The sequence below is a fragment of the Limimonas halophila genome, assembly GCF_900100655.1.
GTDB lineage: Bacteria > Pseudomonadota > Alphaproteobacteria > Kiloniellales > Rhodovibrionaceae > Limimonas > Limimonas halophila.
In genome coordinates this window covers 437,628-456,365 of sequence record NZ_FNCE01000002.1, presented here as the reverse complement: position 1 = coordinate 456,365, position 18,738 = coordinate 437,628, and the positions used below count along the sequence as shown (strand labels likewise).

Genomic DNA, 18,738 nt, shown 5'->3' with positions numbered 1-18,738 from the left:
CCGGCGGGCGCGACCGCCCGGCGGGTGCCTTTCCCGTGAACATCCGCGAGCCCCGCGAACACCCGAGAGAGGGACGCCCGCATGGCGGTCGATGAGCAAACCGTCGCGCAGATCGCGCAGCTTGCGCGCATCCGCCTGGAGCCGGAGCAGAAGCGCGCCCTGGCCGAGGAGATGGGCAACATCATTCACTGGGTCGAACAGCTCAACGAGCTGGACACCGAGGGCGTGGAGCCCATGACCTCCGTGGCCGAGATGGCGCTGAAGATGCGCGACGACGTCGTCGCCGACGGCGACCGGCAGGCGGACATCCTCAAGAACGCGCCCGAAACGCGCCACGGCTACTTCGTCGTGCCCAAGGTGGTGGACTGATCCGAACATGGCCGCGCTGACCGATCTCACGCTCGCGGACGCGCGCGACCTCCTGAACCAGGGCGAGGTGTCCGCGCGCGAGTTGACGGACGCGCACGTCGCGGCCGTCGAAAGCGCCCGCGAGCTCAACGCCTTCATCACGGAAACGCCGGATCTCGCGCGCGAGATGGCGAAGGCTTCCGACGAGCGCCGCGCCAAGGGGGAGGCGCGCCCGCTGGAAGGGTTGCCCATCGCCATCAAGGACCTCTTCGCCACGCGCGACGTGCTGACCACGGCGGCCTCGCACATCCTCGACGGCTTCACCCCGCCGTACGAGTCCACCGTCACCCGCAACCTGTGGGACGCCGGGGCCGTGCTGCTGGGCAAGACCAACATGGACGAGTTCGCCATGGGCTCGTCCAACGAGAACACCTACTACGGCCCGGCGAAGAACCCCTGGGCGCGCGCGGGCGACAACCGCCCGCTGGTGCCGGGCGGCTCCTCCGGCGGCTCCGCCAGCGCCATCGCCGCGCGCGCCGCGCTGGCCGCGACGGGGACGGACACCGGCGGCTCCATCCGTCAGCCCGCGTCCTTTACCGGCACCGTGGGGATGAAGCCCACCTACGGCCGGTGCTCGCGCCTGGGCATCGTCGCCTTCGCCTCCTCGCTGGACCAGGCCGGGCCGATGACGCGCTCGGTGCGCGACGCCGCGCTCATGCTGGGCGCCATGGCGGGGCACGACCCCCACGACAGCACCAGCGTCAATTCGCCCGTGCCGGACTTCGAGGCGGCGCTCACCGGCGACATTCGCGGCCTCAAGGTCGGCATCCCGCGCGAGTACCGCGTCGACGGCATGCCCGGCGAGATCGAGCGCCTGTGGCAGCAGGGCATGGACTGGCTGCGCCAGGCCGGCGCCGAGCCGGTGGAAATCTCCCTGCCGCGCACGCGCTACGCCCTGCCGGCCTACTACATCATCGCGCCGGCCGAGGCCTCGGCGAACCTGGCGCGCTACGACGGCGTGCGCTTCGGCCATCGCGCCGAGGACGCCAAGTCGCTGACGGAGATGTACGAGCGCACGCGCGCCGAGGGCTTCGGCGACGAGGTCAAGCGCCGCATCCTCATCGGCACCTACGTGCTCTCCGCCGGCTACTACGACGCCTACTACAACAAGGCGCGGCGGGTGCGCTCGCTGATCGCGCAGGACTTCCGCGAGGCCTACCGCGAGGTCGACGTCATCCTGGCGCCCACGGCGCCGTCGCCCGCGTTCGCCGTGGGCGATCTGGTGGACGATCCCATCGCCATGTACCTCAACGACGTCTTCACCGTGCCGGCGAGCCTGGCCGGGCTGCCGGGCCTGAACGTGCCGGCGGGGCTGAGCGACGACGGCCTGCCGCTGGGCCTGCAGCTCATCGGCCGCGCGTTCGACGAGGAAACCGTGCTCAAGGTCGGTCAGGTGCTGGAAACGGCCGCCGACTTCCGGCACACGCCCGGCTTCGTTGCGGGGAGCTGAACACCATGGCGAATTATCGCATCGCGGGCGAAACCGGCCAGTGGGAGATCGTCGTCGGGCTGGAGGTGCACGCCCAGGTGATCTCCAACGCCAAGCTGTTCTCGCCGGCCAGCACGGCCTTCGGCGCGGAGCCCAACACGCAGGTCTCCCCGGTGGACGCCGGCATGCCCGGCATGCTGCCGGTCATCAACAGCTTCTGCGTGGAGCAGGCGGTGAAGACCGGCCTGGGCCTGCGCGCGGAGATCAACCGAGTCTCCACCTTCGAGCGCAAGAACTACTTCTACCCGGACCTGCCGCAGGGCTACCAGATCTCGCAGTACAACACCCCGGTCGTGGGCGAGGGCACGGTCTATCTGGACATGCCGGACGGCGAGGTCGTGCCGGTGGGCATCGAGCGCCTGCACATGGAGCAGGACGCCGGCAAGTCGATGCACGACCAGGAGCCGGGCAAGACCTACATCGACCTCAACCGCTCGGGCGTGGCGCTGATGGAGATCGTCTCCCGGCCCGACATCCGCAGCCCCGAGCAGGCGGGCGCCTACATCCGCAAGCTACAGTCCATCCTGCGCTATCTGGGCACCTGCGACGGCAACATGGCCGAGGGCTCGATGCGCTGCGACATCAACCTCTCGGTGCGCCGGCCGGGCGAGGTGCCGGGCACGCGCTGCGAGGTGAAGAACGTCAACTCCGTGCGCTTCATCATGCAGGCCATCGAAGTCGAGGCCATGCGCCAGATCGAGGTGCTTGAACAGGGTGGCACCATCGAACAGGAGACGCGGCTGTACGATTCCTTCAAGGGCGAGACGCGCTCGCTGCGCTCCAAGGAATACGCGCACGACTACCGCTACTTCCCGGACCCGGACCTGCTGCCGCTCGTCGTGGAGCAGGACTGGGTGGAGCGCATCAAGCAGTCCCTGCCGGAGCTGCCGGACGAGAAAAAACAGCGCTTCATGGACGAGTACGGTTTGGGCGCGTACGACGCCGGCATCCTGGTCGCCGAGCGCGAAACGGCCGACTTCTACGAGCGGGTCGCCGCGGGTCGCGATCCCAAGGTCGCCGCCAACTGGGTGACGACGGAGCTCTTCGGCGCGCTCAACAAGGCCGGGCTGGAGCTGGACGACTCGCCGATCGATTCCGCGATGTTGGGCGAGCTCATCGACCTCATGCAGGACGAGACGATCTCGGGGCGCATCGCCAAGGACGTCTTCGAGCAGATGTGGGAAACCGGCAAGAAGCCGGGCACGATCGTCGAGGAGCAGGGCCTCAAGCAGATCACCGACACCTCGGAGCTGGAAGCCATCGTCGACCGGCTGATCGCGGAAAACCCCAAGCAGGTCGCGCAGGTTCAGGAAGGCAACAAGAAGGTGATGGGCTGGTTCACCGGGCAGGTCATGAAGGCGACCGGCGGCAAGGCGAACCCCAAGGTCGTCAACGAGATCCTGCAGAAGAAGCTCAGCTAGGGCAGCTTCGGCGAAGCTGAACGCGCCTTGGGCGGAGAATTGGTTCGGCTTGCGGGGCGACAGGGGCTTTCGGCATGGTTTGCGGCCACACCTTCGTGGAAAGCCCCAGACCATCACAGGAACCGCCCGGGTGCCGATTCGGAGCTTGGGGCGGGCCGCGCGGCCGCGTCCATCCGGTTTTGCCCCGGGCGGCCGGCCGTCGACACGGGGGACATGGCGGTCCACATGCCCTGCTGTCATGCGCTGCATTTTGAATCTTTATAAAGAACGGGCGATGTGCAAGGCTTTGACATCGACACTTGATCGGCGCCCGGCCGATGGGCTAAAAGATGACTGCCAAGGTCAGGTTCCCCGGAACCGGCCTGGCCCAGTGAGGTGCTTGGCATGACCGAGCTGGAACAGAAATGCATCGACGCCGGCCTGAAGATGACGGGCCAGCGGCGCGCGATCCTGGAGGTGCTGGAGCGCGCGGACGACCATCCCTCGGTGGAGACGGTCTATCTGCGCTCCAAGGAAATGGACTCCAGCATCTCGATCGCGACCGTGTACCGAACCCTGAATCTTCTGGGCCAGATGAATCTGGTCAAGAAGCACGACTTCAATGAGAACCACGCGCGCTTCGAGGCCAATCTGGAGCAGCACTACCACTTCATCGACGTCAACACCGGCGAGGTGGTCGAGTTCAAGGACGAGGAGCTCGACGCCCGTCTGCGCCAGATCGCAAACGATCTCGGTTTCGATTTGGTCGATCGCAGGGTAGAACTTTATGGTCACAAGAATCCGGACAACGAAGGCGATTCCTGAGCCGCACTCGGATCAGGAGCCGGAGGCGGAGCACGGCGGCGGCCCCCTGGCGTGTGAGTCGCTGGATCCGAACATCCCCTGCAAGTGCCGGGACGCCGTGGTGCGCTGCTACCGCGAGATGATGGAAAAGGGCGCGTCGCACACCGACGCCCACCTCGTCGCAGCGCGGGTGTACAGCTACCACCATCCGGGGCAGCCGGCGAACCAGGTCAATCGCCTGATCACCGAACTTGTCGAGCGCCGCGCGCTCCATTGATCCGTCCAGCGCCGACCGGCACGGCCGGGCCCGGCGCTTCTTTTCCTTTTTAAAATCTGGAATTTTTCTAATCCAAGGCGGGCACGTTGCGCCATTGCGTCGCGGGGCAGGCATGCGCCACAACGCCGCAGGCTTGTGCCGCGCGCCGGCTGCCGACCGCGACACACACACCGCGAGCCGCGAGGATCGCCATGATCGAGCTTTATTCCTGGCCGACGCCCAACGGCCATAAGGTCCACATCATGCTGGAGGAGACGGGGCTGGACTACGAGGTCCATCCTGTCGACATCGGCCAAGGGGACCAGTTCGGGGATCACTTCCTCCAGATCTCGCCCAACAACAAGATCCCGGCGATCGTCGACCGCGACGGTCCGGACGGGCATCCGCTGCCGCTCTTCGAGTCCGGCGCGATCCTGTTCTATTTGGCCGAGAAGACCGGCTACTTCCTGCCGGCCGACCAGCCCGGCCGCTACCGGACGATGCAGTGGCTGATGTGGCAGATGGGCGGCCTCGGCCCGATGGCGGGGCAGGCGCACCACTTCCGCCAGTACGCGCCCGAGCGCATCGAGTACGCCTATGAGCGCTACACGAACGAGACGACGCGGCTCTATCGCGTGATGGAACGCCGGCTGGCTGAGACGCCCTACCTGGCCGGGGAGCACTACACCGTGGCCGACATCGCCGCGTTCCCGTGGACGCGTAGCGCCTCCAAGCAGGGCGTGGACATGGACGAATTCCCGAACGTCAAGCGCTGGTTTGACGCCATCAACGAGCGCCCGGCCGTGCAGCGCGGCGTGAAGGTCCTGGCCGACCATCGCAAGGAGAGCTTCGATCAGAAGGCGCGCGAGGTCCTCTTCGGCGGCACGCAGTACAAGCAGCACTGACCCCGGCGTGACGGGCGAGAAACCGCATCCCGAAACCCGCGCGGCCCACGGCGCCGTCGGTCCCGATCCGCGCGACGGCGCCGTCGTTCCACCGCTGCAGCCGGCCTCCACCTTCGTCCAGGGGGCCGACGAGGGGCGCAGCTACGCCCGCGACCAGAGCCCCGGCGTGGAGCCGGCGGAACGCCTCCTCGCCGAGCTGGAGGGCGGCGGCGAGGCGCTGCTGTTCGCTTCCGGCATGGCGGCGGCGACGGCCATGATCGGAGCGCTGCGGCCGGGCGACCACATCGTCGCGCAGCGCGTGATGTACTGGGGACTGCGGCGGTGGCTGACGGACTTCTGCGCGGAGTGGGGCATCGGGCTCGACTTCGTCGACGCGGGGGAGCCGGGCACCATCGCGGCGGCCGTGCAGCCGGGGCGCACGCGGGTGGTGTGGATCGAAACCCCGGCCAACCCGACCTGGGACGTCGTCGACATCGCCGCGGCGGCCGAGGCCGCGCACGAAGCGGGGGCGTGGCTGGCGGTGGACAACACCGTGCCCACGCCGGTGCACACGCGGCCGCTGGCCCACGGCGCGGACGTGGTTTTCCACTCCGCCACCAAGATGCTCAACGGGCACAGCGACATCGTGGCGGGCGCGCTGGTCACAAACCAGCCCGACCACGCGCTGTGGCACCGCGTGCGCGCCACGCGGGCGCACGGCGGGGGCATCCTCGGCCCGTTCGAGGCGTGGCTGCTGCTGCGCGGCATGCGGACGCTCTACCTGCGCGCCGAGCGGGCGGCGGCGACGGCACAGGCCATCGCCGAGCACTTCGACCGGCACCCGAAGGTGAACGCGGTGCTCTATCCCGGCCTCCAATCCCATCCCGGCCACGCCACGGCGGCGCGGCAGATGGAACGCGGCTTCGGCGGCATGCTGTCCTTGCGGCTGGCGGACGGCCGCGCGGCGGCGGAACGGGTGCCCCATGCCTGCCGGACCATTCTGCCCGCGACCTCGCTGGGCGGGGTGGAGAGCCTGATCGAGCACCGCGCCGGCATCGAGGGGGCGGACAGCCCCGTGCCCGGCGACCTCGTGCGGCTGTCGGTGGGAATCGAGCACCCGGACGACCTGATCGCCGACCTGGAGCAGGCGCTGGATCGGGGTGCTTCGGGCCATAAAGGGCTGTGTTCCGGGCGCGGCGATAACCGGCATTGACAGGCGGCGGCGCACCCGCCTACATCGGGCGCACGCGGCGATCAGGGCCGACACGGATTGCTGCGGAGAGGTGGCCGAGCGGTCGAAGGCGCTCCCCTGCTAAGGGAGTAACCGGGTAATACCGGTTCGAGGGTTCGAATCCCTCCCTCTCCGCCATTCGCTTTGTTCTTCTCCAAAATGATACGCCAAGACACTCGGCCACGATGGTGGTTGTCCGCTTGGCGCGGGTGTGTCCGCCGACCGGGGCTGCGCAAAACGCCGGCGTCCCCTTGCCTTGGCGGTCCGGGACGGGACATTTTGCGGGTTCACGGCCCCGGCCTGCGCGCCCGTGCCGTCCCGCCACCGACCGGACCGATGTGGATGACCACCTCGCCCCTGACACGTCGCCGGCTGCTGACTGGAAGCCTCGCCGCCACGGCGGCGGCCGCGGTCCCCGCGCCGGCGGTGGCGATGCTCTCCGGGATGGTGCCGCGCTGGCCCGAGGCCGCACCGGTGATCGGCACGCTGGGCCGCTACACGGCGCGTCATGAGGATACCCTGCTGGACGTCGCGCGGCGCTTCGGGCTCGGCTACACCGAGATGGTGGCGGCCAATCGCGGCGTGGACCCATGGCTGCCGGGCGAGGGGACGGAGCTGGTCCTGCCCACGGCTCATCTGCTGCCCGACGCCGATCGCGAGGGCCTGGTGCTCAACCTCGCCGACCAGCGCGTCTACCGGTTCCGCGACGGCGTCGCGGTGGCCTCGCATCCCGTCGGCATCGGGCGTCAGGGCTGGTCCACGCCCACGGGGCGCACGGAGATCGTGGCGAAAACGAAGAACCCGGTGTGGCGCCCACCGGAATCCATCCGTGAAGAGAACCCGGACCTGCCGAAGGTGGTCCCGGCCGGGGACGACAACCCCTTGGGGCACTACAAGCTTGATCTGGGGTGGCCGACGTACCTCTTTCACGGCACCAACATGCCCTGGGGCATCGGCCGCCGCGTCAGCCACGGCTGCGTCCGCCTGTATCCCGAGGACATCGCCCGCTTTTTCGACCAAGTGGCCGTGGGCACGCCCGTCCAGGTGGTGGATCAGCCGGCCAAGCTCGGCTGGGTGGGTGGCACGCTGCTGCTGGAGGTGCACCCCAACCAGGAGCAGGCCAGCCAGCTCGCCCGAACGGGCAGCTTCGACCCGGCCGTCGTCAGCGACCTGCCGGGCCGTGTCGTGGCGCACGCGCAAGCGCGCGACGCCACGATCGACTGGCCCACGGTGGACCGCGTGATGCACGAGCGGCGCGGCATCCCCGAGCCCGTGGCCCGGCCGGAGCGGCGCAGCTGAGCCCTGTTCTACGCCACCTTGCCGTACTGACCGCCGCCACGGCCGATGCCCTGAACGCTCGCCAGGGTGTCCCAGTGGCGCAGCATCAGCAGGGCCACGAGCGCGGCCAGGGCGGGAATGCCGGCGTGGAAGAGGTGGTTCGGCCCCACGTAGGGATTCAGCAGGTTCTCGTAGCTCACCAGCATGCTCACCGCGTGGATCACCACGAAAAAGCCGGTCGAGACCAGCGGCACGGCGCCAATGGTGAACAGCAGGAGCATGACCGCCTGGATGGCGCCGATGACGTAGACGTGTGTGACCGTCAACTCCAGCCCGTAGAACTTGGCCCCGATGCCCACCATGCTGCTCGGCGCCACGAACTTCTCCACGACCCAGACGGCCAGGAAGATCGCCACGCTGAGCCGCAGGATCAGCAGCGCGATCGGCGCACGGGATTCCAGCATCGCGTTCCCCTCCACCCGATGAGCCGGCATGCTATGGTGCCGCATACCGGACGGTGCGCGCAACAAAGTATGTTGTTTCGCGCAATGGGTGTAGACCGCGGTGCTAGCTGTCGCTGGCGACGTCCTTCAGGAACGCGTCCACCTGGGTCGAGAGCGTGTCCGCGTGTTTGGAGAGGTTGTCGGCGGCCGAGAGCACGTCCCGGGCCGCGGTGCTGGCCAGCTCGGCTGTTTCGTTCACGCCCTGCATCTCGCTGGAGACGTTCTGCACGCCGCTGGCGGCCTCCTCGACGTTGCGGGAGATCTCCCGGGTCGAGGCGACCTGCTCCTCCACAGCCGAGGCGATCGAGGACGCGGCGTCGTCGATCTCGCGCATGTTGTCCGCCACGGTTTCGATCACGCCGACCGCCTGCTGCGTCTCGCTCTGCACGGCGCTGATGCGCTGGGTGATGTCTTCCGTGGCTTTCTGCGTCTGGTTGGCGAGCGTCTTCACCTCGTCGGCCACGACCGCGAAGCCCTTGCCGGCCTCGCCCGCGCGCGCCGCCTCGATCGTGGCGTTGAGGGCCAGCAGGTTGGTCTTCTCCGCGATGTCGTTGATCTGCTGCACGGCCTCGCCGATGCGGTCGGCCGCCTGGGCCAGGGACTGAACCTGGCTGCGCGCATTGTCGGTGCGCTCCCGCGCCGCCCGGGCGGTTTCGGAGGCGTGCTCGATGCGCGAGCCGACCTCGTCGATGGAGCTGGTGAGCTGCTGGGCCGCGGATGAAACGGTCTGGACGTTGCCCGCCGCGTGTTCGGCCGAGGCGCCGACCTTCTGCACCCGCGCGCTCGTGTCGGACGCCGCCTGCGACATCGTGTTGGCCGTCTGCTGGAGCTGCTGCGTGGCGCCCGTCACCGCGGTAACGATTTCCCCGACCTGGCTTTGCAGCCGGTCCGCCGTGTCGCGCATGGCACGCTCGCGCTCCTGCCGGGCGCGTTCGGCCGTCTGCTGCTGTTCCGTCACGTCCTGAGCGACCTTTTGAACGGCGGTCACGCGGCCCTGGCGGTCCTGGATGGGCATGTAGACCGCCTGGAGCCAGATCTGCTGGCCCTGCTTCGTCCGTCGCGGGAAGATCTTCTGAAAGGCCTCACCCTTGCGGAGGCTGCGCCAGAACTCACGGTATTCGTCGGATGCCTTCATGGCGTCGTCGACGAACAGCTTGTGGTTCTTGCCAACGATCTCGTCGAAGCGATAACCGACGGTGTCCAGAAAGTTCTGGTTCGCGTGCCGGATGGTTCCGTCGGCCGAAAATTGAATTGTGGCGAAATACTGCTCGATCACGGCGAGGAGCGCCTGCTCCCGGGCGCTCTTGCCCGTGTTGAAGAGTTTGCTCAACAAGCCGTCGCCGCTTGATGTGTCGCGCGTGTCCATGCCGGCTGGCCTTTCGGATGATCCAAAATCTTAAGGCCAAAAAACTGGAGAGGTGCGAGACGCGTCAACCATTTTCCGGACCGCCAGTGCGGGATTTCGGGGGTTGCGGGCGGTGGAAAACGGCGTCGTCAGGCCTGCCGCAGCCAGGTCACGGTGTCTTGAAGCGTGCTCATCAGGGGACGCGGATCGAAGCCCAACTCCTGCCTGGCGCGCGCACCGTCGAAGGGGCGCTGGCGGCAGGCGATGCGCACGCCGTCCAGCGGCGCCCGCGGGGCGCGGCCGGTGACCCGGTCGGCGACGACTTCGTCGGCGGCGGCGAAGCTCCGCGCCATCCAGCCGGGAATCACGCGGCTCGGCATGGGGGCGTTCGCCGCGCGGCTGAGCCGCTCCATGAACTGCGGCATCGTCACGTTCTCGCCCGCCAGGAGGTAGCGGCGGGCGCTGCGGCCGTGGTCGGCCGCCAGCAGGTGTCCCCAGGCCGCGTCGCGAACGTCCACCACGTTCATCATCGCGTCGATGGCCGCCGGGGTGCGGCCGGCCAGCATGTCCGTGACCATGCGGGTGGGCGGCGTGCGCGAGGCGTCGTTGGGGCCAAGCGGCATGGTCGGGATCAAGACCGTGGCCGGGAAACCATCGCGCGCGGCGGCGAGCACGGCCATTTCCGCCTCGCGCTTGCTGCGCGCGTAGGGGCCGATGACGTCGTCGGGCGTCAGCTCCAGGCTTTCGTCCAGGTGGTCCGGCAGGGGGCGGCCGGCCCGTGGCACCAGCACGGTTTCCGAGGAGGTGTGGACGAAACGCTCGAGCGTGGGCGTGCAGCGCGCCGCATCCAGCACGGTCTGCGTGCCCCTGCGGTTCACGCGGTCGAAGGCCGTCTTGTCGCGTGCCCAGAGTTCCGGAATTGCGGCCAGATGGAAGACCCGCCGGACGCCGTTCAACGCTTGGCGGACCGCGCCCGGATCGGTGACCGAGCCGACGCAGCGTTCCACGTCCGCCGGCAGGTCGCGCGGAGCCTGCAGGTCCAGGATGCGCACCGGCCGCCCCGCCGCGCGCAGGGCGTTGACGACGTGCCGGCCGAGAAAGCCCGCGCCACCCGTGACGAGGTCCATCACGCCTCCGTTTCGGCCATGCGCGCGTAGCCCCAGTGGGCCCGGTGCCGGTCCCAGTGCGTGTTCACCGCCGCGATCGTTTCGACGGAAACCTCCCGCGTGCGCTTGCTGTAGCGCGCCACGTGGTCGAGGTGCCGCTGCGCCGCCGTCAGCATCGCCTCGCGGTCGGGCAGGGCGAGGCGGTCGGCGACGTGTGCCACGGTGTCGAGCGGCCGCGCTTCCAGCGACTCGAAATCGACCTGGACGAATTGATGCGCGGGCAGCCCGGTCGTGTCGGCGAGCAGCGCGTCCATCATCCGCGGGTAGGTTTCGTTGGTCACGTTGTCCACCGTGCCGGGCGGCGTGTCCTGCAGCGCCAGCATGTCCAGCAGGTCGGTGAACATGCGGCGGGTGGAACTGTACACGTGATACGGGTTGCGGACGATGTGCACGATCCGCGCGTCGGGCCAGATCTTCAACAGCTCGCCGACGTGGGCTGTGTGCGCGGGGTTCTTCACCAGCACGCGCCGACCGCCGGCCGCGATGGAGACCTTGTCGGTGTAGCAGTGTACGGCCCGACGCCAGCGCGCGCGCTCGGCCTCGCCGCAGCCGTCGAAGAACAACCCCGCACGCATATGATCCCGGAGCCGACTGGGAAAGTAGACGCCGTGGTAGTAGGACGGCTGCGTCATCGCGGCCAGGCCGATTTCGTCCTCCTGCGGCGCCGTCTCCGTCACCTCCATCGGGTCGATGTGGCGCTCCTGCGGGATCGCCCGGCGCAGCAACGGTCGCAGCGCGCGCCCCAGCAGCAGGAAGTCCCACGGCAGCCCCGCCGGAATGGGCGTGGCGTAGGTGAACGCCGGGCTACCGCTGAGCAGGTTGAAGAGGTGCGTGGTGCCCGAGCGCCAGTGCCCCAGGATGAACACGGGCGGCTCGCCGCTCGCGCGGCCCCGCATGGCCGCGGTGTAGGCGCGTTCGGCCAGCGAAACCGGCGTGCGCCCGAGCCCGGAGCCGATCATGCCCGCCGCGGCCGGCCAGTGGCGCGGCGCCGGCGGGCCGTTGGCGGCGAAGAGGTGCGCCAGCGTGGCTGGGTTTGCGCCGGTCAGCGGGTGGATGGGGCGCGTCATGGATCCGGGTCGACGAGGTCGGGCCGGCGCGATCGTGGCAGGCCGGGCGGGGTGCGCCAAGCAGTGCCCGGTCACACCGTCGTCATTGGCAGAAGGCCACCGTCCGCGGCATCCTTCGCGAACGACGCGCGAGGCAGGCATGATTCCCCTGCGGGAGTTGATTGCTGTACTGCCCTCGCGTTACGTGATCAAATGATTCCAAGGAGCGCGGGAATCGCGGTATCCCGCTCCGCGCTTCGCGTACGGCGGTCCGCCCGGTGGGCGCGCCGATGCCGCGCGGTGCGTCCGCCCGGCGGACCAACTGAGCAAGACTTGAGGAGGCGCCGTGTCCGTCCCGCTTCGCCAACAAGCCCGCGTGGCCGCGTACATCATGAAGAAGCGGCTGCAGGGCCAGAAGCGCTACCCGCTGGTGTTGATGCTGGAGCCGCTGTTCCAGTGCAATCTGGAATGCCCGGGCTGCGGCAAGATCCAATACCCCAAGGAGATTCTCAAGCAGCGCCTGTCCGCCAAGGAATGCGTCGAGGCGGCTGAGGAATGCGGCGCGCCGGTGGTGTCGATCCCGGGCGGCGAGCCGCTGATTCACAAGGAAATCGACACGATCGTGAACGAGCTGGTGAAGCGCAAGTACTACGTGTACCTCTGCACCAACGCCATGCTCTTGAAGAAAAAGCTTCACCTGTTCGAGCCTAGCCCCTATCTGAACTTCTCGGTTCATCTGGACGGGCTGAAGGACGAGCACGACCGCGCCGTGAACCAGGAAGGCGTCTTCGAGACGGCCACCGAGGCCATCCAGGAGGCGACGCGGCGCGGCTTCCGTTGCACGGTCAACGCGACGCTGTTCGACGACGCGACGGCCGAGCGCGTGTCCGAGTTCCTGGACTACGTCTCGACTCTCGGCATCGAGGGCGTGACCGTCTCGCCGGGCTTCGCCTACGAGAAGGCGCCGGATCAGGAAAACTTCCTCAACCGTGCGCGGACCAAGACGCTGTTCCGGGACATCTTCCGCCGCGGCAAAGGCAAGGGTTGGAAGCTGGCGCAGTCCAGCCTATTCCTGGACTTTCTGGCCGGCAACCAGGACTATCGCTGCACGCCGTGGAGCAACCCGACGCGCAACGTTTTCGGCTGGCAGCGGCCGTGCTACCTCCTCAACGAGGGCTACGCCGACTCCTTCAAGCAGCTGATGGAGGAAACGGACTGGGCCCTGTACGGGACGGGCAACTATGAGAAGTGCGCCAACTGCATGGCCCACGTCGGCTACGAGGGCACGGCCGTCGAGGACGCGGTGCGCAACCCGCTGAAGGCGCTGTGGGTGCGCCTGCGCGGCGTAAAGACCGAAGGGCCCATGGCGCCCGAGATCCCGTTGGATCAGGCTCGGCCGGCGGAGGATCATCTCATCGATCTGATCGAGAGCGAGGGGGTGCCTGCCCCCGACAAGAGCCGCGACGCCGGCCGGACCCAGGAGCGCGAGCCCGCTCAGGAGGCCGGCTAACCGCCCCGCACGGCGGCGGCGTCCGCGGGGCGTCCGCCGCCCTGTTGTGAGCCGCCGGCCGTTGTGTCGAGAGGGAGCCGCCGCATGGCATCCACGAGCACGACCCCGTTGCTCGACCGCGTCCACGATCCCGAGGATCTGCGCGGGCTGGCCGACGACGACCTGCGTCAGTTGGCCGACGAACTCCGCCAGGAGGTGATCGACGCGGTCTCGCACACCGGGGGGCATCTGGGCGCCGGGCTCGGCGTGGTCGAGCTGACGGTTGCGATCCACTACCTCTTCAACACGCCCAAGGACCGTTTGATCTGGGATGTCAGTCACCAGTGCTATCCGCACAAGGTGCTGACCGAGCGGCGCGACCGCATCCGCACGCTGCGCCAGGGCGGCGGGTTGTCCGGCTTCACCAGCCGCAAGGAAAGCGACTACGACCCCTTCGGGGCGGCGCACTCCTCCACATCGATCTCCGCCGGCCTCGGGTTCGCCGTGGCACGCGACCTGCGCGGCGGGGACGAGAACGTCGTCTGCGTCATCGGTGACGGCGCGATGTCCGCCGGCATGGCCTACGAGGCCATGAACAACGCCGGCGCCATGAACTCGCGCCTGATCGTCATCCTCAACGACAACGACATGTCCATCGCCCCGCCGGTGGGTGCGATGAGCGCCTATCTTTCGCGCACGATCTCCTCGCGCTCCTACCGCACGATGCGCAACGCCGCGCGCGAGCTGGCGGATCAGTTCCCGCGCGCCTTCTCCACGGCCGCGCGCCGGGCGGAGGAGTACGCCCGCGGGCTGCTGACGGGCGGCACGCTGTTCGAGGAGATGGGCTTCTACTACGTCGGCCCCATCGACGGGCACAACCTTGACCACCTGCTGCCGGTGCTGCGCAACGTGCGCGACGCCGAGGGCGGCGGTCCCATCCTGGTCCACTGCGTGACGCAGAAGGGCAAGGGCTACGCGCCCGCCGAGGGCTCGGCGGACAAGTACCACGGCGTCGCCAAGTTCGACGTCGTCACGGGCAAGCAGAGCAAGCCCACGCCCCAGGCGCCCCAGTTCACCAAGGTCTACGCCGAGAGCCTGATCCAGGAAGCCGAGGACGACGAACGCGTCGTCGCCGTCACCGCCGCCATGCCCGGCGGCACGGGCGTCGACAAGTTCACCGAGCGTTTCCCCGACCGCGGCTTCGACGTCGGCATCGCCGAGCAGCACGGCGTCACCTTCTGTGGCGGGCTCGCCGCGGCGGGGTATCGGCCGTTTGCAACGATTTATTCGACCTTTCTGCAGCGTGCGTACGACCAGATCGTCCACGACGTGGCGATCCAGCAGCTTCCGGTGCGCTTCGCCATCGACCGCGCCGGCATGGTCGGCGCCGACGGCGTGACTCACCAGGGCTCCTACGACATCACCTACCTGGGCACGCTGCCGGGCTTCGTGCTCATGGCCGCCGCCGACGAGGCGGAGTTGAAGCACATGGTGGCGACGGCCGCGAGCATCGACGACCGGCCCAGCGCGCTGCGGTATCCGCGCGGCGAGGGCTTCGGGGTAGAGATGCCGTCACGCGGCGAGCCGCTGGCGATCGGGAAGGGCCGCGTGCTGCGCGAGGGCAGCACAGTCGCGATCCTGTCGTACGGGACACGGCTGTACGAAGCGCTCTCGGCAGCCGATTCCCTGGAAGCGCGCGGCCTGTCGACCACGGTGGCGGACGCACGTTTCTGCAAGCCGCTCGACACCGAACTGGTGGAGCGCTTGGCGCGCCAGCACGACGTCCTCGTCACGGTCGAAGAAGGGGCGGTCGGCGGCTTTTCGGCGCACGTCCTCACGCACCTGGCGCGTGCCGGCATGCTGGATCGCGGCCTTGCGGTGCGGCCGATGACGCTGCCGGACGCGTTCATCGACCACGGCAAGCCGTACGAGCAGTACGAGGAAGCGGGGCTGAATGCGCACCACGTCGCCGCGCAGGCCCTTCAGGCCCTCGGCTATAGCGACGCCGACGCCGCGCTGCTGCGCTCCGTCAGCGCGTGACCGCTGAGGGCCGTTATCCCGAGCCCTCGCCGTCGCTGCGCATCTCGGCGATGCGGCTTTCGATGCGGTCCAGCAGCGCCTGGAAGCCCTTGCGCTCCAGCACGCTGGTGTACTCCGAGCGCTTGGTCGCCATCTCGGAGTACTTCCCGTCCAGATAGATGTCCACGGCCTGCCAGCCCGAATCGCCTTGCCGCGTGAGATACTCGATCGTCACCGTGTCGCCGTTCGCCTTGGTCAGCTGCGTTGGCACCAGGATGCTGTCGCGCGGGCCGGGGCGGGGATCGAGCACCTCGAAGCTTTCCCCGTTGTAGCCGTCGAAGCGTGCGGCGAAGGTTGCCACGCTCATGCGCGCGAAATGGTCGACGAGGGTGTCGCGCTGTTGCTCGTTGAACGTCTTCCAGTGCGAGCCCACCGCCAGGCGCGTCATGAAGGTGAAGTTGAAGGCCTCCTGCAGCACAGGCGAGAGCTTGTCGTAGCGGCCCTGGAACCCGAGGCTCCCGGCTTTCTGCATCGTTTCCAGAAGGGTGTCGGTCAACGTCCGGATGGGCGCGGTGGCGGCGTCCGGCACATCCGCCGCGGCGCGCGGCGCCGTGGGCGCGGTCACGGCAAGGAACGCGGCGGCAATGATCGCGAGCACAGCGCGGCGGCGCATGGGCGCTCTCCTCTGGACACGACTCAGGATGGGCCGGGGCCGCGCGCGACCCCGCCGAACACGGTAGTCGTAACATCGGTGACGCGGCGCGTGCGCACAAGATGCGGTGAACAGGTGAGGACATGACCGACTGGATGATGCGCACGTGCCCGGCGTGGCTGGGCGCCTGGGCCGCGTGGGTGCAGCGCTGGCGCTACGGCGTGCTGGCCGTGGCGGTGGTGCTGACGCTGGCCGCTGTGGTCGGCGTGCAGCGCAACCTCGGCATTTCCACCGACACCGTGGACATGATCTCGCCCGAGGAGCCCTTCCGCCAGCACGCCAAGGCCTTCAACGACGCCTTCCCGGGGCTCAACAACGCCATCCTCGCCGTGGTGGACGGCCCCACGCCCGAGGCCGCCGACATCGCCGCCGAACGTTTCGCCGACCGCATGCGCGGGGCCGAGAGCGTGCAGCAGGTCTACCAGCCGGCCGGCAGCTTCCTGCGCCAAAACGCTTTCCTCTTTCTCAAGCAGGACAAGCTTGGACGCGTGCTCGACCGCCTGGCGTCGGCGGAGCCCGTGCTGGCCGCACTCGCCGAGCAACCGAACATGGCCGGCTTGGCGGACATGCTGCGCCTCGCCGCCGAGCGGCGGGAGGAGTTGCCGCCGGACGCGCTGAGCGCGCTGCTCTCGGAAATGGCCGTGAGCACCGAGGCCATGGCCGAGGGCCGCCCGCGCAAGCTGTCGTGGCAGGCGCTCTTCGCGCCGGCGGACGGCGAGCAGCTGGCGCGCACCCAGCAGTTCGTGATCGTCCAGCCCGAGCTGGACTACGACCGCCTCAAGCCCGCCAGCGAGGCCATCGCCGCGGCGCGGGCCGCCCAGGCCGGCGTCAACGAGGGCGGCGCCGGTCGCGTGCGCCTGACCGGCGAGGCCGTGATCGAGCACCAGGAACTGATCACGGTGGAGTCCAGCGGCGTGCGCGCAGCCCTGCTGTCGCTCGTCGCGGTCGCCGCGATCCTTCTCATCGGCCTGCGCGCGCCCCGGCTGGTGACGTGCAGCCTGATCACGCTCGTCCTCGGGCTGATCTGGACAGCCGGGATCGCGGCCGTGGTCGTGGGCGAGCTGAACCTGATCTCCGTCGCCTTCGCGGTGCTCTTCCTCGGCCTGGGGATCGACTTCTGCATCCACTTCGCCCTGCGCTACCGGGAGGAGCGGCGCAACGGGACGGCCGCCACGATCGCCGCCACGGGGCGCGGCGTGGGCTGCGCGCTGCTTTTGAGCGCGGTGTGCGCGGCGCTCGGCTTCTTCTCCTTTCTGCCGACGGCGTATCGCGGCTTGGCGGAACTGGGGCTCATCGCCGGGATCGGGATGTTCGTGGCCGTGGGCGCCAGCCTGACGGTGCTGCCCGCGCTGCTGGCGGTATGGCGCCCGCGCCGCGGCTTCGGCGAGCCGCCGCACGTCGTGGCGAAGGAACGGCGGCTGGTCGCGAACCACGGCCGCAAGGTGCTGCTCGGCGCGCTGATCGTCGGCGTCGTCGGCCTGGTGCTGGCGTCGCGCACCACCTTCGACTTCAATCCAATGAACCTGCGCGATCCCGACGCGTCCTCCATCCAGGTTTTCAACGAGATCGCCGGCGACCCGGACACGACGCCCTACGTCGTCAACGTCCTGGCCGAGAGCCCGGACGCGGCGCAGCGGGTGGCCGAGCGCTTCCGCACGGCCGAGGGTTTCGGCCGGGTGCGCACGCTCGCCAGCTACGTGCCCGAGAACCAGGACGCCAAGCTCGCCGCCATCGAGGAAGCCAGCTTCTTCCTCGCCCCCCTCTTCGGGGCGCGGGGCGAGCGAAACCTGGAGCCGGCCGCGCGCCGCGACGCCTACCGCACGATCCGGGAGTCCCTGGCAACGCTCGCGGCCGGCGAGGACGCCAACGCCGAGGCCGCGCAGCGCGTCCTCACGGAACTGGACAGGCTCGGCGATCCGCCGGATCTGGCGGCGCTGAACGCGCGCTGGACCGATTATCTGCCGCGTACCCTGGACTTCGTGCGCGGCGCGCTCTCGGTGGAGGGTGTCGAGCGGGATGATCTTCCGGCCGATCTGGCCGAACGCTGGGTCAGTGCGGATGGCCAGGCCCGCGTGCAGGTGCAACCCGCCACCGCGCTCGAAGACAACGCGGCGCTGCGCGCGTTCGCGCAACGCGCCCTCGATGTGGACCCGCGCGCCACGGGCGCCCCCGTCATCATCCACGAGGCCTCGAACGCCGTGGTGGCGGCGTTCCGGCAGGCGACGACCTACGCGGTGATCGCCATCGTGCTGTTGCTGGCCGTGACACTGCGCCACCTGCCGGACGTCCTGCTGGCGCTCGCCCCGCTGGCGCTGGCATCGGTGCTGACGCTGGGGACGGCCGTGCTGGCCGGCATCGCGCTGAACTTCGCCAACGTGATCGTGCTGCCGCTGCTGCTCGGGCTTGGGGTGAGCAGCGGCATCCACCTCGTCCTGCGCGCGCGGCAGGTCGCGGCGATCGACCAGGTGTTCGCCACCTCAACGCCGCGCGCCGTGCTGCTGAGCGTGCTCACCACGCTGGCGTCCTTCGGCACGCTCGTCCTCTCCGACCACAAGGGCATGAGCAGCATGGGCGCGCTTTTGACCCTGGCGATCACCTTCATTCTGATCTCCGTCCTGGTCGTGCTGCCGTGCCTGATCGCGGCGGTCGCGCCGTATCACGCCCGGGGAACCGGCGTGCGGGCGGCGCGCAAGGACTGACCGGAGGAC

16 protein-coding genes and 1 tRNA gene are annotated in these 18,738 nt (G+C 69.1%); 12 read left to right on the top strand and 5 right to left on the bottom strand.

Features of this window, described 5'->3' with window-relative positions; all coding sequences use genetic code 11:
• The first annotated feature begins 81 nt into the window (after positions 1-81).
• The 9 genes from gatC (at position 82) to BLQ43_RS05125 (ending at position 7,771) form a co-directional block, all read left to right on the top strand.
• On the top strand, positions 82-369 hold the full coding sequence (gatC, locus tag BLQ43_RS05160) for an Asp-tRNA(Asn)/Glu-tRNA(Gln) amidotransferase subunit GatC (protein ID WP_090019042.1): 288 nt from the start codon (positions 82-84) through the stop codon (positions 367-369).
• A gap of 7 nt (positions 370-376) precedes the next feature.
• On the top strand, positions 377-1,858 hold the full coding sequence (gene gatA / locus BLQ43_RS05155; protein ID WP_090019041.1) for an Asp-tRNA(Asn)/Glu-tRNA(Gln) amidotransferase subunit GatA: 1,482 nt from the start codon (positions 377-379) through the stop codon (positions 1,856-1,858).
• Positions 1,859-1,863: 5 nt separating this feature from the next.
• A complete protein-coding gene (gatB, locus tag BLQ43_RS05150) occupies positions 1,864-3,318 on the top strand; it encodes an Asp-tRNA(Asn)/Glu-tRNA(Gln) amidotransferase subunit GatB (RefSeq protein ID WP_090019040.1) in 1,455 nt (484 codons plus the stop codon).
• 384 nt (positions 3,319-3,702) lie between these two features.
• On the top strand, positions 3,703-4,122 hold the full coding sequence (locus BLQ43_RS05145) for a Fur family transcriptional regulator (RefSeq protein WP_090019039.1): 420 nt from the start codon (positions 3,703-3,705) through the stop codon (positions 4,120-4,122).
• Positions 4,085-4,378, top strand: coding sequence for a hypothetical protein (locus BLQ43_RS14290; protein WP_143006162.1), 294 nt, complete (start codon positions 4,085-4,087; stop codon positions 4,376-4,378). The genes BLQ43_RS05145 and BLQ43_RS14290 overlap by 38 nt, the downstream gene beginning before the upstream one ends.
• A gap of 191 nt (positions 4,379-4,569) precedes the next feature.
• Positions 4,570-5,262: a glutathione binding-like protein gene (locus BLQ43_RS05140; RefSeq protein ID WP_090019038.1), complete on the top strand. Its 693-nt coding sequence runs from the start codon at positions 4,570-4,572 to the stop codon at positions 5,260-5,262.
• 7 nt (positions 5,263-5,269) lie between these two features.
• Positions 5,270-6,454 (top strand): trans-sulfuration enzyme family protein, encoded by a 1,185-nt coding sequence (locus BLQ43_RS05135; protein WP_090019037.1) that lies wholly within the window; start codon positions 5,270-5,272, stop codon positions 6,452-6,454.
• A 64-nt stretch (positions 6,455-6,518) separates the two neighbouring features.
• Positions 6,519-6,610 (top strand) — tRNA-Ser (locus BLQ43_RS05130).
• Positions 6,611-6,814: 204 nt separating this feature from the next.
• On the top strand, positions 6,815-7,771 hold the full coding sequence (locus tag BLQ43_RS05125; RefSeq protein WP_218119125.1) for a L,D-transpeptidase family protein: 957 nt from the start codon (positions 6,815-6,817) through the stop codon (positions 7,769-7,771).
• An 8-nt stretch (positions 7,772-7,779) separates the two neighbouring features.
• Here BLQ43_RS05125 and BLQ43_RS05120 read toward each other — a convergent pair whose 3' ends face one another.
• The 4 genes from BLQ43_RS05120 to BLQ43_RS05105 all read right to left on the bottom strand — a co-directional run bounded on the left by BLQ43_RS05120 (position 7,780) and on the right by BLQ43_RS05105 (position 11,831).
• Positions 7,780-8,214: a hypothetical protein gene (locus BLQ43_RS05120; RefSeq protein ID WP_090019036.1), complete on the bottom strand. Its 435-nt coding sequence runs from the start codon at positions 8,212-8,214 to the stop codon at positions 7,780-7,782.
• 103 nt (positions 8,215-8,317) lie between these two features.
• Positions 8,318-9,619: a methyl-accepting chemotaxis protein gene (locus BLQ43_RS05115; RefSeq protein ID WP_090019035.1), complete on the bottom strand. Its 1,302-nt coding sequence runs from the start codon at positions 9,617-9,619 to the stop codon at positions 8,318-8,320.
• Positions 9,620-9,747: 128 nt separating this feature from the next.
• Positions 9,748-10,725: an NAD-dependent epimerase/dehydratase family protein gene (locus tag BLQ43_RS05110; RefSeq protein ID WP_090019034.1), complete on the bottom strand. Its 978-nt coding sequence runs from the start codon at positions 10,723-10,725 to the stop codon at positions 9,748-9,750.
• Positions 10,725-11,831, bottom strand: coding sequence for a sulfotransferase family protein (locus BLQ43_RS05105; RefSeq protein ID WP_176758527.1), 1,107 nt, complete (start codon positions 11,829-11,831; stop codon positions 10,725-10,727). Before BLQ43_RS05105 ends, BLQ43_RS05110 begins: the two co-directional genes overlap by 1 nt.
• 325 nt (positions 11,832-12,156) lie before the next feature.
• On the opposite strand from BLQ43_RS05105, the gene hpnH reads away from it, so the two are divergent.
• Positions 12,157-13,320 carry an adenosyl-hopene transferase HpnH gene (hpnH, locus tag BLQ43_RS05100; RefSeq protein WP_090019032.1) on the top strand — a complete coding sequence of 388 codons (1,164 nt, stop codon included), beginning with the start codon at positions 12,157-12,159 and terminating at the stop codon, positions 13,318-13,320.
• A gap of 84 nt (positions 13,321-13,404) precedes the next feature.
• A complete protein-coding gene (dxs, locus tag BLQ43_RS05095; RefSeq protein ID WP_090019031.1) occupies positions 13,405-15,339 on the top strand; it encodes a 1-deoxy-D-xylulose-5-phosphate synthase in 1,935 nt (644 codons plus the stop codon).
• Between the two features lie 13 nt (positions 15,340-15,352).
• On the opposite strand, the gene BLQ43_RS05090 is transcribed toward dxs, so the two are convergent.
• Positions 15,353-15,991, bottom strand: coding sequence for an ABC transporter substrate-binding protein (locus BLQ43_RS05090; RefSeq protein ID WP_090019030.1), 639 nt, complete (start codon positions 15,989-15,991; stop codon positions 15,353-15,355).
• Between the two features lie 122 nt (positions 15,992-16,113).
• Here BLQ43_RS05090 and BLQ43_RS05085 point away from each other — a divergent pair, with 122 nt between their 5' ends.
• Positions 16,114-18,729, top strand: coding sequence for an MMPL family transporter (locus BLQ43_RS05085; RefSeq protein ID WP_090019029.1), 2,616 nt, complete (start codon positions 16,114-16,116; stop codon positions 18,727-18,729).
• The last annotated feature ends 9 nt before the right edge of the window (positions 18,730-18,738 follow it).